We start from the raw sequence: 13,808 nt of genomic DNA, 5'->3' as shown, positions 1-13,808 counted from the left end.
CTAAATTGGGCTTAAAAATTCTGGGGGATGATATTTAAATTTTTTACCTTGCCAAACCAGGCCTGCGGGCCGCAACTTTTATTTCCAGCAACAGGCCGGGAAAATATAAGCGCTATGAATATTTGCAAAAAAAGGGGTTGCTACCAAAAACAGGGCATTCTGCTGGGTTCTCTGGTGCTGAGCGTTGCTTTAAGCCTTAGCGTTAACCTCAGCCTCAAAGGCTGGGCTCAATTAAAAATGAACCTGAATTTACAGCAAGCGCTGGCCATTGCCGCCCGCAATAACCTTCGTTTTAAAGCCTTACAAGCGGAACTGGGAATCAGTGACGCCGACATCGTAACCGCCCGAACACGTCTCAATCCCAGTTTTTTGGCGGATAACGGGGTTGCGGAATATACCTATCGTTTCGGGATTGAACAAACCTTTGAACTGGGCGGTAAACGGGTACGGCGAACGGCGGTGGCCCAAGCTGAAAAACGTTTGGTTGAGGAAGAGATCCGGGAAGGATTACTGGCCCTGTATGATCATGTGCGACAAACCTACACCCAGCTTTATTACGATCAGGCCCGTTACCAGACCTACCAGCACTTTGAGGAAACTGCTGAAAAACTGGTGGAAGCAGCCAACAAACGACTGGAATCGGGACAAGGCAATGAACTGGATGTGATGCAAACCGAAATTAAACTACTCAGCATTAAAAATAACCTTTTGGTAGAAGGCCGCCTGATTCAAGAGGCCCGTAACGATTTAAATTTTGTGTTAAACCTCCCGCTCAGTACTCAGCATATTTTGGAGCCGCCCACTATTTTTCCCAGCCTACTGTTAGGAAACACAGCAACCCCATTGCCTTCCCGAGACGCACTGGCCGCCATGGACTTGGGGACACTGATATCGCAAGCCCTGGAACGCCATCCGGCCTTAAAGGCGGCTGAGGCCAAAGCCGCCGTGCTGCCGGAAGAACTTAGACTGAGCAAGGCCAAACGCATTCCCAACCTCAGCGTAACGGTGGGCCCTGATACCATTACAGAACCTACACCAACCTATTCGGTGTTTGTAATCGCCACCATGGATCTGCCTGTATTCAACCGGCAACAAGGCCCCATTCAACGCATTCAGGCCGAAACAAACCAGCAGGCTTTAGAAGTGGCCTTTATTAAAAATCGGTTAAAACGGGAAGTCAGCAATGCCTATAACGCCGTAATGACCCACGAGGAGGCAGTGGTGCGGTTTGAAACGGAAATTCTGCCGCTGGCCAAAAACCTGCGAGAAAAAGGGCTTCGCTATTTTGAAACAGGGGATACATCGGTTTTGGCCGCCCTAAACGCGCAAGAGCAATATACGGAAGCGGTGCTGGGGCATCTTGAATCGTTAAAAGAATTGCAAAACGCCCTTAATGAACTTGAAAAAGCGCTTGCGGCAGGGGTTTAAGCCAAAATACAAGATCAGGCCTCTTTTAACGCCACTGGTATCGACAGTTCTTTGTGTTTGGCCTAAGATGCGTGCATTATTTTTTAGTGGGTTTTGTGAGCAGTCGAATCAAAATAAAGTCGAGGGGGTTTCGATTGTTCTTTATCAATGAGTGGGCATATTTTTAAAATAAGAGGGAGGGCTTAATGGTTGTTTTTACGTCTTTTTCTATCCGTGGATATTCAAACCCAACGGGTTCTCTAAAAACAGCAGGGATACCGGATAATGAAACCTACCCCCTCCTCCGGCTAAAAACATTAGATAAGCCGCAAGATCACTTCTTGTTCAGTAAAAAGCAAAAGGCCGAGCCGGGTCAATTGGGCAACATCCGCCCAAAAACAGGACAATCTTCCACGCGTCAACCCGTTACAGCGAGCCTGTCTCCTCTTCAAACCAACGCCCCCAAAGTGCCTTCTCATTTGCGTTCTAAAATGCATCGGGCATTGAGCGCTTACCCCAGATGGGTTCTGGAGCCTTCTCCTTCAAAAGCAGAGCAACGCGAACGCACTGAAAAAACTGGCCTTCACGGGCCTTCTCAATTGCCGTCCCAAAGGGCGCTTGACGCATTGAAGCCGGATCAAAAAGTCAGCGTCAGCATTCAGAAAGACCGGATTGCCTTTTTACCCAAAACACCCAAAAAACAAGGCATGATTATTTACCCAGGGGCCATGGTGGACTTCCAGAGTTATGCGGCAATGGCCCGCCAGTTTGCGGAACGCGGCTACACCACGGTGATTGCCCATATGCCTCACAACATGATCCTTGTAGGCAGCCAAAAAGCCGATTCAATCATTCAGGAATTCCCTGCGGTCAAGGCTTGGGCCATCGCAGGCCACTCCTTGGGGGGGGCCATGGCCCAGAAATACATTACCGGAAAACCGGACCCCAAAGTCAAAGGCGTCGCTTTTTGGGCCTCTTTTCCCTTTGTGGACTTAAGCCAGAAAAAGATGGAAATGGTGTTTATTCAGGGCAGCAACGATAACCTGTTTGGAAAGCATATTTTTTACGATTTCCAGCGCCTGATGCCCAAAGACACCCCCGTTATCGAGCTAAAAGGGGGCAATCATTCTCAATTTGGAGATTACGGCTTGCAGTTTCCCGACTTGGCGGCAACCATGAGCCGGAAAGAACAACAAAAGGCCATTGTGGATATCACCACGGCCATGCTGAGCCGAATGAAACCTCATTCCAGTTAAGCGAAAACAGGCGCTTACTCCTGCCTAAAAAGCTCTCATTGAGACTGCTTTGCTATTTCTGAAAAAACCATTTTTTGCAGAAATAGCCTATCTCGGCAATACCCATTGCCCACCAAGTTAGCTAGTCTGTTAGTCTTACTCATTTCCCGCCCGCCCGCGCAAATATTCTGTTGAGCGGGACGTATTTTTGATGGACTTGATGGCCGAGTGAAACGAAGGGACTTTACAATGACACGGGGAATCTCAATACCAGTTTTTGCTTCATTTTATTACAATTCTCAAGCCTGCAACCACGGACCTCAAAGCTTGTTGATCAGTCCCAAATGGGTTGGAAGCAGCTTAACCGTTGCCCTGTTAAGCTTGTCGCTATTTGCCGCTTTACCGGCCAATGCGGTGAATGACGTGCACGACGGACGAGTGGTAACCAGTGGCAATTTTTCCAACACGGCCAACGGAAAAACCACCTTCATCAACAGCGGTTCAGGGGGGCTCTGGGTTCGGGAGAACGGCACCATTAGAGGTATTGAGGTTAACGCCGCCGGAACACCCACCAACAATGGAGGAACCTTGCATTTTTACGCCCCCAACAGTGTGGTGCGAATCGATGGCCGAATTAACGTCAACGCCTTGCAAAACAATCAGGGTGCTTATTTGGGACAAGGGGGCAAGGTATTTGTAGATGCGGCCTATTACTATCAAAGCGGCCATATTTTCGCCAACGGGTTCAGTGGGGGCCTGGTTCAACTCAACGTCGGCTCAGCCACCATTCAGCCTGGGGCCAGCATTCAGGCCAAAGGCTTTGGGGGAGCAGGAGGCGTCATCTCCATTCAATCAGATGGGGTGGTTCAACTGAAACCCAATACCTTGCTGGACAGCTCCGGCAAAGTGGCTGGTACTTTTGATGGAAACCTTATTAACATTGAAGCCGGAGCCGTTCGAGCGGCAGGCGCCATGCGGGCCAACGGGGTGGTTACCAATGTACAGGAAGGCTCCCGAGGCGGCACCATTCGATTGATTGCCACGGGGAATACGAACCTTAATCAAGTTCGTCAAGCCTTACAGGATGCCACCACACCCGGCACCCAAACGGGGCAGTTGATTCCCACTTTTTCTAACAGTGAGCGCAACACATTAAATAGCGAATTGCAGGATACGGTGAACCGGCTGGACGGGGATATCCAGATCAGCGGTACTTTTAATCCTCAAAACCAAAGTCAGGTGTTTCCAGCGCTCTTAAGCGCCAATGGAAGTGCCGGGGCGGTGGCCGCCAGCAATGACACATTGCAGGAAAACACCTTACGGGCCGGAGATGGTGGCACCATCATCCTGAGCGCCATGCGAAACGTACAAAATCTGGGTATCGTGGAGGCCAATGGAGGAAACGGCGTATCGCAGGGCAACCCGGTGAGGGGAGGAAACGGCGGCACCCTTGTGGCAACCGCAGGTGACAGGATTGCCAACGATTTATTTAGCTACACCACCCGAAACAATGGTTTGCTTGGCCAGTTTCAGGCCAATGGGGGGAGTGGTGGATCGGCCAGTGACACCCAGTATGGGGGCGCTGTTGGCGGCAAAGGCGGATTGCTGGCCTTTAGCCATAAAACCGGCATGGCCAACTTGGGAGAGATCATCGCTCAGGGAGGCTCGGGTGGCCTGGGTTCGCAGGCAGGCGGCAGCTTCAGAACTTCGGGGGGATCTGGCGGACAAGGGGGGTTGCTGGTGATCAGTGGACCCAGCAATCCAACCGGGGGTGGCCTTCTGCAAGTTAACGGCGGCAATGGTGGGCAAGGCAACAACCCGCTTTCTGTACAGGCCATAGGCGGAGTGGCAGGCGTTATTGCCACCCCCAACCCTGTTTCCTTAGCGCAAAGCCAACGGGTTTCTCAAAAATTTGGCAATGCGGGGCTGAACCAAAACAACAGCAGAGGCACGGGGGGCAATCGGCCCACCAGCTTTTTAACGGCTGAAAACGAACTGCTGAGTAACGCCGAAAACCTGATTTTGCTATCCCGCACCATTCAGGGCGGTCAAAACTTTACCCGGCTGAACGATCGGGCGGAAAGCGCCACGGTGCGCTCAGTACTGAACCCTTTAAACGCAAACCTTGCCGCCGATCAAATCATTGTTAAAGATACCACCGGCAGCAACAGACCTTACCGAAATTTCATCATTGGCAGTAACGCCAACCAACTGGGCTTAACCCTGGTAAAAGAACCCGCTTTTTTCCTGAAAGACGCCTATGAAATTAACCTGAACAATTTGAATACGCTCACGGTACTAACCGATGGAGCGCTTACCAATACCCACGAGTGGGGAACAGGTTCTTTTCAAAATATGGGCGGAGGACGACTGTCGCTGTTATCTGGGGGTGCCCTGCAAAATGGCACCGGGCTTGTCACCCAAGGGCGGATTTCCGGGGGAAGCATTAATCTGGCCAGCCGAAGCGCCATTGAAAACTTTGATTTGCTTTCCGTGCAAGGGGCAAACGATGACAGCAATATCCATGGGGGCAGTATCCAGCTCAACGCCCGTGGCGATTTAAGCAACTTTGGATTTCGACTGATTGGGGTGAATGGCCGACTGATTGGTGGAACCCAACGCTTAAACACCAATGGCAACCTGTTAAACCTGGGAGATTTCCAAGCCGTGGCCCATAACGATCAACCCAACCTGGCGGCCACCGGGGGCAATATACAGCTCCGGGCGGTAGGCAACGTGCAAAACGGTAATGAAGCTTTTAGCCCGGTTTTCGTTTTTGCCACAGCACTTTCCGGGAACCGGGGCTATGGCGGAAACATTCGTATGCATGGCCAAAGCGTCAATAACCAAAACGGAGACATTAACGTGAATGGCAGCCTGAAAAATGGGGTGGTGACCAACAGTCCATAAGCGAAAGGCCTAATCATGCCTCTGGTAGCGGTTGTCCATTTAACCTGGCAAAAACGCACGCTCAGCACGAATTTCAAAATCGACCCAATCGCTTTGACCCATCACTTTGACCCATCGATTTGAAAGGAATGAACCCATGAAAGCAAACCTACTGAAAATCGCCATATCGTTACTAACCCTGATCGGCTTGGGCGGCCCTTTTGCAATGCCGGTGGCGCATGCCGCCTCTGCTCAGGTGGTGAATCAGCAAGTGCAGGAAGCCCTCACTGTATTCAAACAAAACGTAAAAGGGGCCAACGAGGTATTGGCCAAAGCACGGGGCGTTCTGGTCTTTCCTCGGGTCTATCAGGCAGGCATTATTGTGGTGGGCGGGGAATACGGAGAAGGCGCCCTTTTAGTGAACGGAGCCACCCAGGCCTACTACAATATCGCCTCAGGCTCTTACGGGTTTCAGCTGGGCGGGCAGCGCAAGGCCATTATTCTGGCCTTTATGAACGATGAGGTGCTGAACAAATTCCGGGCCAGCAAAGGATGGAAAATTGGCGCAGATGCCTCCGTAACCTTAATCACCGTGGGTGCGGAAGGCAGTATTAATACCACCACCCTGAACAAGCCCATTTTAGCCTTCGTGGTGGATCAAAAAGGCTTAATGTACAACCTTAGCCTGGAAGGTTCCAAAATCACCAAAATCAACAAATAGCCCTGTTTGCTTTCTCAAAATTTGAAGCCCTGCCTGTAAATTTTTGTTACCAATTATTCTTGTTTACATACAAATTTGAATTTAGTTGCTAGAATTAGCGTTGACTTTAACAATTTAGTTCAACTATACCTATTTTCAAGCCATTGCCTTTGTTTAGGGCAATGGCTTTTTTATCGGCCACGTGGCTGTTAAGATAAGGGCCAAGCATTGAGCAGTGAGGCAACAGCCTGTATGGAAACCCGTTCCCTTGGCAATACGGATATCAAGGTCAGCCTGATTGGTTTGGGCACCATGACTTGGGGAGAGCAAAACACGGAAGCCGAAGCCCATGCCCAAATGGATTACGCGCTGGCTCAAGGGGTCAACTTTTTTGATACCGCCGAAGTGTATCCGGTTCCCATCCGCCAAGAAACCTCAGGACTGACAGAAACCTATATCGGCACCTGGCTGGCGGCCCGCAAGTGCCGGGATCAAGTGGTGCTGGCCTCCAAAGTGGCAGGCCCTTCAGAACGTATTACTTACCTGCGTGCGGTCGAACCCCGACTTAATCGCGTTAATATTGAGCAGGCTATTGAGGGCAGTTTAAAACGCCTGCAAACCGATTATCTGGACCTGTATCAACTCCACTGGCCCGATCGAAACACCAATTTTTTCGGGCAACTGGGCTACACCCATAACCCCAGCGAAACCTTAACCCCCATTGAAGAAACCCTGTATGTGTTATCGGATTTGGTAAAGGCTGGAAAAATACGGGCGGTAGGGCTTTCCAATGAAACCCCGTGGGGCGTCTCTCAGTTTTTAAAGCTGTCTGAAACCCTGAATTTGCCACGGGTGGTTAGCATCCAGAACCCTTACAGCCTACTCAACCGCAGCTTTGAAGTGGGCCTGGCCGAAATGGCCATTCGGGAAAAAGTCGGACTGCTGGCTTATTCGCCCATGGCCTTCGGGTTGCTCAGCGGTAAATATCAAAACGGCCAAAAACCTTCCGGCTCTCGCTTGGCCCTGTTTGGAGAGTATTTTGACCGCTACGCCAGCCCCCAAGCCCTATCGGCGGCCAAAGCCTACATTGAACTAGCTCATAAAAACGGACTCACACCGGCTCAAATGTCGTTGGCCTTTGTCAACCGGCAACCGTTTGTGTCCAGCAATATTATTGGGGCCACCAGTTTGGCGCAATTAAAAGAGAACATTGAAAGCGCCGCCCTTCAGCTGTCGGATGCCGTGTTAGCCGACATTGAAGCCATTCATACCCAGCACCCCAACCCCTCTCCCTAATGGACCGGCAGGGCCGCTTTCGGAACGTATTCTCAGGATTGCACGTTTAGCCTCAAGGAAACCTGCTGATCCGGGTCCTTTAAATTCAGGGTCAGCTGCCAGTAACCGGGCTGATCAAAAGTGGCTTGCACCCTGAAAACCCCATCTTGCAAGCCCGGCTTCAGCGTTAGCGAGGTGATTTGTTGCTGTTTTCCATCGGGGGCGCTCAACTGAGCGGTGGGCAAGCCCACCCAGTGACTGCCCGTATTTCTATTCAAGATCTCCAGCTCAAAGGCTTCCTTGCCCAACTGCACCGGCGCAGCTAACGGCTTAAGCCTGACCAGATAGTGACTGGTTTGTTGTTCTACCATGCCATCGGCCCCATCGCCTGCACTAACGGCGTTAAAAGAAGGAATATCGCCACTATTAATGTTAGAGGCCGCATCGGGAAACAGTATAAATACCACAGCGGGTACTGCGCTGATCAATAAAAAAATCATAAAAAAGGGCAAGTATTTTTTCATGTGTAATAGTCTAAATCAATTCCCCACAAAGGTTAAGCAGGATACTCAGGTTTGGTTGTGTTTTTTTTTAAACACGCTCTAATGTGTTCTAAACGCTTCGCTAGGTTCTAAACGCTCTGCTTAAAAAACCCATTGCCTCTCAAATCGGGGAACATTTTAAAAGTGATGGGTTCTTGTTGAAACAGACTATTTTAATGATGAAAAGTTCAGCTTGTTTTTTTAGAACAACCATCTATACTGATCGGTATACATTGAATTTATTATATGTTTGAAATCAGAGGGGATTAGAGATCATGGCAAACACCATCAGCGAAAAAGAAACTCACACATGGCCAGATTTGGCAATTGGCCTATATGACAAGCTCACTGGCAGAGGCGCCCAAATTACTTACCAGTTTGAGAATATGGAAGTGTATGTGCCATCCAGCACCGCTCAGGATTCTCAGCAGGCCAAATGGAAGCTGAATGGGGTGATTAAAATTACCACCCGCGATGATAACGCTTAAGCGGTTATTTTGATGATGTTTGAGAATCTGCTGATCGAGTCCGATCTAAAAATACAACTGAATGACCGCCACCAGCTTCAGTTAAAATCGGTGCCACACGAATCCCAGAATATTCTGGAGCTAAAAATACCTAACGTAGTGGCGGGCGTTGAACTGCTAAAGCAGGCCATGGCCCTGAAAAACCTGGTTCCCGGCGATCTTGATCAGCAGTTTTCTCAAACCAGTCAATATTTATCGGCTTGCAACACCCGAGTGGATATTGTGTTTCTCAATCAAAAACTGGTGTCACTGGGAAAAGGGGCAAGCCCCAACGCCATTCAAAAGCTGCTAGCGGCATTTCCGCCAGAAAGCTAAAAACACAGGCCGGGCTAAAATTGAACTGCACTTTATTTTTAGCACGCACAAATGCAGTTCGCCTCGGCCTGTGCTGTTATGCTGTTTGAATAAAAACTTTTTTCGCCTGAAAATTGCCTACTTAAAACCAGCGCTTAAACAAACGAAATCTTTCAAAAAACAGTGTCAAAAAAGTGTTATCGGCTAGGCTTCAGGCGCGCTCAAAAAGGACTTTCTAAATAAGTAGGGTGGCGCCGTAATCCAGCCCTGTTCAGCCTCTTGGGCTTGAGGAATGCCAAAATGATTGTCTCGTTGAGTGTAGGCCCAAGCAGCCTGCATGGCGCACAAAAAAGCATCCAGCCGATCTCCGCTGGAATCCTCATACAAGGCTTGCTGAAACCCGTTTAAATCAACGGAAAAGCCAAAATCATCCATTAATAAATCCGCCGCCAGTTTCTGAATCATTTCCTGACGGGCAAAGTCCTTGGCGCTACTTTGCGCCGCTGAAGCCTTGGCCGTTTTTTCATATTTATACCCTTGCCCCGGGCACAACTGTCGGGCAATCAGTGCCGGGTAACCTTCGACCACTATGCGATCCCGAGACAGATCCAGCGGTTGATGGCTCATAAAAGGCAGTACATAAACCCCCGCATTTAAAAGCCGGTGAGCGCCCTGATAAAACATGCGCCCCACCGGCGTATAGTGAATGGTCATGGGGCTGCAAGCCCCCGCAATGCGATCGATGGGACGAAAATGATGCTTCTGGCCAGCCGGTTTCCCTTGGGCGTAAGTGGTAATGTGTTGGCAAAATTTTTGCATGGAAAGTTGATGAACCCAGCTCACGGAATCCGCCCATGCCGTGGGCCAGGCCATGGCTTGCAGCCAGCTATGTGGTAAGGACAGCGGAAAATCCATGGCCGCCAGCCAAGGGCCACTGCGGTTCAAAAAGGCTTCAAACTGGTTAAAATCAGTCAGCTCCAATAAGTCCCGCAAAATCAGCTGGTTTAGCGTAAAGTCGCAGCAAGCAACGGTAATCGGCTTTTTGGGGGTGGGCGCACTGGTAAAATCCAGTCCGTAAATACGCATGAAAGGGTCCATTACTTTAAAACCAGAACGATGACATTATAGCCCGCTTTGGGTATAACAAAGAAACCTGTTAAAAACCGCCCCCCTGCTTCCACGGGCGGATCACGAAAGTAAGTGCTTCTTATGAACGAGAACTGGATTAGCCGCCAAATCGCCAACGAACTTCAGGTGAGAGAACCGCAAGTCAACGCGGTGCTTAAATTGCTGGAAGAAGGCGCCACCATTCCCTTCATTGCCCGTTACCGAAAAGAGGCCACCGGCGGGCTGGATGATACCCAGCTACGCACACTGGATGAGCGGCTGCAATACCTGAAAGATCTGGACAAACGGCGTGAATCGATTTTACAAAGCATTGAGGAGCAGGGAAAATTAACCCCTGCGTTGAAAGAATCCATTTTAAGGGCCGACAGCAAAGCACGGCTGGAAGATTTATACCTGCCCTACAAAATCAAACGACGCACCAAAGCGCTGATAGCCCGAGAAGCCGGGTTAACCCCACTGGCGGATACCCTCTTTGATCACCCGGATCAATCGCCCGAACAAGCGGCCATGCGCTTTATTAACCCGGAGCAAGGCATTGCCGATGCCGCCGCGGCTTTGGAAGGCGCTGCCCAAATTTTAATTGAGGATTTTTCAGAATCATCAGAACTGATTGGCACCTTGCGCCAATTTTTATGGAATACCGGGGTGGTGGTTTCCACGGTGGTTAAAACCAAAAAAGAGGAAGCCGCTAAATTTACCGATTATTTTAACTACGTGGAACCCATTCGGGCCATTCCCTCTCACCGGGCCTTGGCCTTATTTCGAGGCAAAAACGAAGGGTTTTTAAGAATTTCTTTAAAACCAGCCGCAGGTAAAGACGAGCTGAAAACCGCCACCGATCATATAGAACAACGCATTGCCCGGCACTTTAATATCCAGCACCAAAATCTTCCAGCCGATGACTGGCTGGCAGGCTGCGTGCAAAGTGCATGGCGCGATAAAATATTGCCGCATTTGGAAAATGATTTAATGACCCAGCTGCGGGAGCGCTCCGAGGAAGAGGCCATCCACGTTTTTGCCCGTAATTTGCGAGATTTGTTGCTGGCAGCCCCAGCGGGCCATCAAGTGACCCTGGGACTCGATCCGGGCTTGCGAACCGGAGTTAAAACCGTGGTGGTGGATGCCACTGGAAAAATATTGGCTACCACCGTTATTTACCCGCATGTGCCTCAAAATGAATGGGACAAAAGCATTGAAAAGCTGGCTGAACTGATTCAAAAATTTTCAGTCAGTCTGGTCAGTATCGGCAATGGCACTGGCTCTCGGGAAACCGATCGACTGGTCAGCGCGGTGATCAAAAAATACCCGCATCTGGCCATCACCAAAGTCATGGTGTCTGAAGCAGGGGCCTCGGTCTATTCTGCTTCTGCGCTGGCGGCACAGGAAATGCCCGATCTGGATGTGTCTTTGCGGGGGGCGGTTTCCATTGCCCGCCGTCTGCAAGATCCGCTGGCTGAGCTGGTAAAAATTGAACCCAAAGCCATCGGGGTGGGTCAGTATCAGCATGATGTCAATCAAGGCCAGCTGGAGCGGGGTCTGGATGCGGTGGTACAGGATTGCGTGAACGCAGTAGGGGTGGATGTCAACACGGCGTCTCCGGCCTTGCTGAGGTATGTGGCAGGGCTTTCCCCCGCACTGGCCAAAGCGGTGGTGGAAACCCGTGATAAAAATGGGCCTTTCCCCAACCGGGAAGCCCTGAAAAAAGTCCCTCGCCTGGGGCCTAAAGCCTATGAACAGGCCGCTGGATTCTTACGGGTGATCAATGGCGATAACCCGCTGGACGCCTCAGCGGTTCACCCGGAAGCCTACCCCGTTGTGCAGAAAATTTTGCGCCAATCGGGCCGGGACATGCGAACCATTATTGGGGATAAACCTTTCTTAACCGCCCTGAAAGCCACTGACTTTACCGATGAGCGCTTTGGATTACCCACCGTCAAAGATATTTTGCTGGAACTGGAAAAACCCGGTCGTGATCCCAGACCCGAATTTAAAACAGCCACTTTTCAGGAAGGGGTTGAGCATTTAAAAGACCTGCAAACCGGCATGCTGTTGGAAGGGGTGGTGACCAACGTCACCAATTTCGGGGCCTTTGTGGATGTGGGGGTGCATCAGGACGGACTGGTGCATATTTCCATGCTGGCCGATCGCTTTGTAAAAGATCCGCACACCGTGGTTAAAGCAGGGGATATCGTACAGGTAAAAGTGATGGAAGTGGATATTCCCCGCAAGCGGATTGCCCTTTCCATGAAGCTGGCTGACTAAAGCAGTTAATCCCGATTGTGGTTTAACAGCAAGCCCAAAAGCGCGCCATGAAAGGCAGCCAGCGTTCCCAAAATAGGCACCAAAAACAACTTGTCGCCTTGCCCATTAATGGCGGAAACGGTAGTGGGAATGGCGGTGAGAACCGCAGCCAGCATCCCTGACAAGAACGATGTTTTGGCCACAGACACTCGACTATGATCCTTTAAATGCAAATTTTTAGAGGAAGCCATCATGGTTTGAAATTCAATAAAATCGGAAAGCGCGGGAGAAATACCCACCGGGGCCTTGCTGATTGAAGCGGGGCCAACCGAAGCCCCTGAGACGAAACCAGCAGGCTGTTGAGGTAGCAATCCCCGAGTTGAGGGCGAAAAATCAGGACGAATGGATACCGAAGCCATGCCAAACCTCAAAAGTTAATGGATTCAATTCAGATAGTTATAATAAATCCAATCCCTATCAATTGTTGCCAAGTAATTATTATCAATAACCCATCTGAAATTTTGAACCCGATCCAATCCAGCCCAAACGGCAATTGGTGCCTCAGGGCCTGATTGTTTAGCGAGTTTGCCTGGCAGGCTGTGCGGCATGCTCTGATAAACGGGATTGAAAGGTGAGTTCCGACACCCCGGATTTATCCAGCTCGCCTAAGCCCAAAGCGATCATTCGATCATACTGATCCTTAGACGCCTTTGCCAAAGGCAGGGAAAGCCCCTGTTGCTGACCCAAATCCAGAGCAATGCAAGTGTCTTTGGCGGCATGAGCGGCTGAGAAATAAGTATCATGCTCCCGGTGCTGCATGTCCTGACCATCTGTTTCCAGCACCCGAGAGTTCGCGCCGGTTTGAGCAAAGATAGTCCGTACCAAATCCAAGTCCAGCCCTAATGCGTTGGCCAGTCCCAAGCCCTCGGCCAGCCCTGCCGTATTGATGTTCATCACCATATTCACCAAAGCCTTAATTTGCGCCGCGGAACCGGCCAGCCCGGTGTAAACGCTGGTCGTGGCCAAGGCGTCCAGCAAGGGGCGAGCTTCCTGATAAACAGCTTCATCCCCGGCGCACATTAAGTACAAAGTGCCTTCTCGAGCCTGAGTAATACTGGAGGCCATGGGGCATTCCAGCACTTTGGCCCCCACAGCGGCGGCTTGATGCTGCAAATCCACATGAATCTGCGGACTCACCGTGGCGCAATTTAAAAACAGCTTGCCCTGGGCCCCTACCCACAAATTGTCTGACTCCCGACCAAAAATATCCCGCATGGCCTGATCATCGCTCACCACCGTAATCACCACGTCCGATAAACGGGTCACCTCCGACAGGCGATCACAAGCGGTGGCCTTTAATTCCTGAGCAACCTGAGCGGCCAGCTGCAGGTCCGCATCATAAATGGCAGCGATTTCAAACCCTTGATCTTTCAGACGGCGAGCCATATTGGCGCCCATTCGTCCAACGCCCACCAAGCCAATTTTTTGAATCTCCGCTTTTTGAGTGACGGTTTGCTGAGGCATGGTTCTCAATATCCTTGTGTTCTTTATTGTTGAATCTAATCCAATC

General features: G+C 50.4%; 11 protein-coding genes and 1 pseudogene. 8 read left to right on the top strand and 4 right to left on the bottom strand.

Annotated elements, in window-relative coordinates:
• Positions 1-114: 114 nt before the first annotated feature.
• The 5 genes from ACEW81_RS04240 (at position 115) to ACEW81_RS04220 (ending at position 7,527) form a co-directional block, all read left to right on the top strand.
• Entirely contained in the window at positions 115-1,428 is a 1,314-nt protein-coding gene (locus tag ACEW81_RS04240; protein WP_373531725.1) for a TolC family protein, read from the top strand.
• Positions 1,429-1,748: 320 nt separating this feature from the next.
• Positions 1,749-2,663: an alpha/beta hydrolase gene (locus ACEW81_RS04235; RefSeq protein WP_373531724.1), complete on the top strand. Its 915-nt coding sequence runs from the start codon at positions 1,749-1,751 to the stop codon at positions 2,661-2,663.
• A 306-nt stretch (positions 2,664-2,969) separates the two neighbouring features.
• Positions 2,970-5,552: a hypothetical protein gene (locus tag ACEW81_RS04230; protein WP_373531723.1), complete on the top strand. Its 2,583-nt coding sequence runs from the start codon at positions 2,970-2,972 to the stop codon at positions 5,550-5,552.
• Between the two features lie 136 nt (positions 5,553-5,688).
• Positions 5,689-6,252 (top strand): BPSL1445 family SYLF domain-containing lipoprotein, encoded by a 564-nt coding sequence (locus ACEW81_RS04225; protein ID WP_373531722.1) that lies wholly within the window; start codon positions 5,689-5,691, stop codon positions 6,250-6,252.
• Positions 6,253-6,483: 231 nt separating this feature from the next.
• Positions 6,484-7,527, top strand: coding sequence for an NADP(H)-dependent aldo-keto reductase (locus tag ACEW81_RS04220; RefSeq protein ID WP_373531721.1), 1,044 nt, complete (start codon positions 6,484-6,486; stop codon positions 7,525-7,527).
• Between the two features lie 32 nt (positions 7,528-7,559).
• Here ACEW81_RS04220 and ACEW81_RS04215 read toward each other — a convergent pair whose 3' ends face one another.
• The gene (locus ACEW81_RS04215; RefSeq protein WP_373531720.1) at positions 7,560-8,006 is read right to left on the bottom strand and encodes a hypothetical protein; all 447 of its coding nucleotides are present in this window, start codon (positions 8,004-8,006) and stop codon (positions 7,560-7,562) included.
• Positions 8,007-8,323: 317 nt separating this feature from the next.
• On the opposite strand from ACEW81_RS04215, the gene ACEW81_RS04210 reads away from it, so the two are divergent.
• Both ACEW81_RS04210 and ACEW81_RS04205 read left to right on the top strand, forming a co-directional pair.
• A complete protein-coding gene (locus tag ACEW81_RS04210; protein WP_373531719.1) occupies positions 8,324-8,536 on the top strand; it encodes a hypothetical protein in 213 nt (70 codons plus the stop codon).
• A gap of 12 nt (positions 8,537-8,548) precedes the next feature.
• Positions 8,549-8,890, top strand: a complete 342-nt coding sequence (locus tag ACEW81_RS04205) for a hypothetical protein (RefSeq protein WP_373531718.1) — start codon at positions 8,549-8,551, stop codon at positions 8,888-8,890.
• A 183-nt stretch (positions 8,891-9,073) separates the two neighbouring features.
• On the opposite strand, the gene ACEW81_RS04200 is transcribed toward ACEW81_RS04205, so the two are convergent.
• A complete protein-coding gene (locus tag ACEW81_RS04200; protein ID WP_373531717.1) occupies positions 9,074-9,955 on the bottom strand; it encodes a DUF429 domain-containing protein in 882 nt (293 codons plus the stop codon).
• Positions 9,956-10,078: 123 nt separating this feature from the next.
• Here ACEW81_RS04200 and ACEW81_RS04195 point away from each other — a divergent pair.
• Positions 10,079-12,256, top strand: a pseudogene (locus tag ACEW81_RS04195) (Tex family protein); the annotation flags it as partial.
• Between the two features lie 8 nt (positions 12,257-12,264).
• Here ACEW81_RS04195 and ACEW81_RS04190 read toward each other — a convergent pair.
• A complete protein-coding gene (locus ACEW81_RS04190) occupies positions 12,265-12,657 on the bottom strand; it encodes a hypothetical protein (RefSeq protein WP_373531716.1) in 393 nt (130 codons plus the stop codon).
• Positions 12,658-12,814: 157 nt separating this feature from the next.
• On the bottom strand, positions 12,815-13,789 hold the full coding sequence (locus tag ACEW81_RS04185) for an NAD(P)-dependent oxidoreductase (protein ID WP_373531797.1): 975 nt from the start codon (positions 13,787-13,789) through the stop codon (positions 12,815-12,817).
• Between the last annotated feature and the right edge of the window lie 19 nt (positions 13,790-13,808).

The organism is Vampirovibrio sp. (genome assembly GCF_041737375.1).
Lineage (GTDB): Bacteria > Cyanobacteriota > Vampirovibrionia > Vampirovibrionales > Vampirovibrionaceae > Vampirovibrio.
The sequence above is the reverse complement of the archived record's forward strand: the minus strand, read 5'-3'. Positions and strand labels throughout refer to the sequence as shown.

Coding starts and splice junctions, on each gene's coding strand:
- ACEW81_RS04190 (WP_373531716.1), bottom strand. CDS start 12,657: ATGGCTTCGGTATCCATTCGTCCTGATTTTTCGCCCTCAACTCGGGGA.
- ACEW81_RS04240 (WP_373531725.1), top strand. CDS start 115: ATGAATATTTGCAAAAAAAGGGGTTGCTACCAAAAACAGGGCATTCTG.
- ACEW81_RS04200 (WP_373531717.1), bottom strand. CDS start 9,955: ATGCGTATTTACGGACTGGATTTTACCAGTGCGCCCACCCCCAAAAAG.
- ACEW81_RS04210 (WP_373531719.1), top strand. CDS start 8,324: ATGGCAAACACCATCAGCGAAAAAGAAACTCACACATGGCCAGATTTG.
- ACEW81_RS04205 (WP_373531718.1), top strand. CDS start 8,549: ATGATGTTTGAGAATCTGCTGATCGAGTCCGATCTAAAAATACAACTG.
- ACEW81_RS04220 (WP_373531721.1), top strand. CDS start 6,484: ATGGAAACCCGTTCCCTTGGCAATACGGATATCAAGGTCAGCCTGATT.
- ACEW81_RS04215 (WP_373531720.1), bottom strand. CDS start 8,006: ATGATTTTTTTATTGATCAGCGCAGTACCCGCTGTGGTATTTATACTG.
- ACEW81_RS04225 (WP_373531722.1), top strand. CDS start 5,689: ATGAAAGCAAACCTACTGAAAATCGCCATATCGTTACTAACCCTGATC.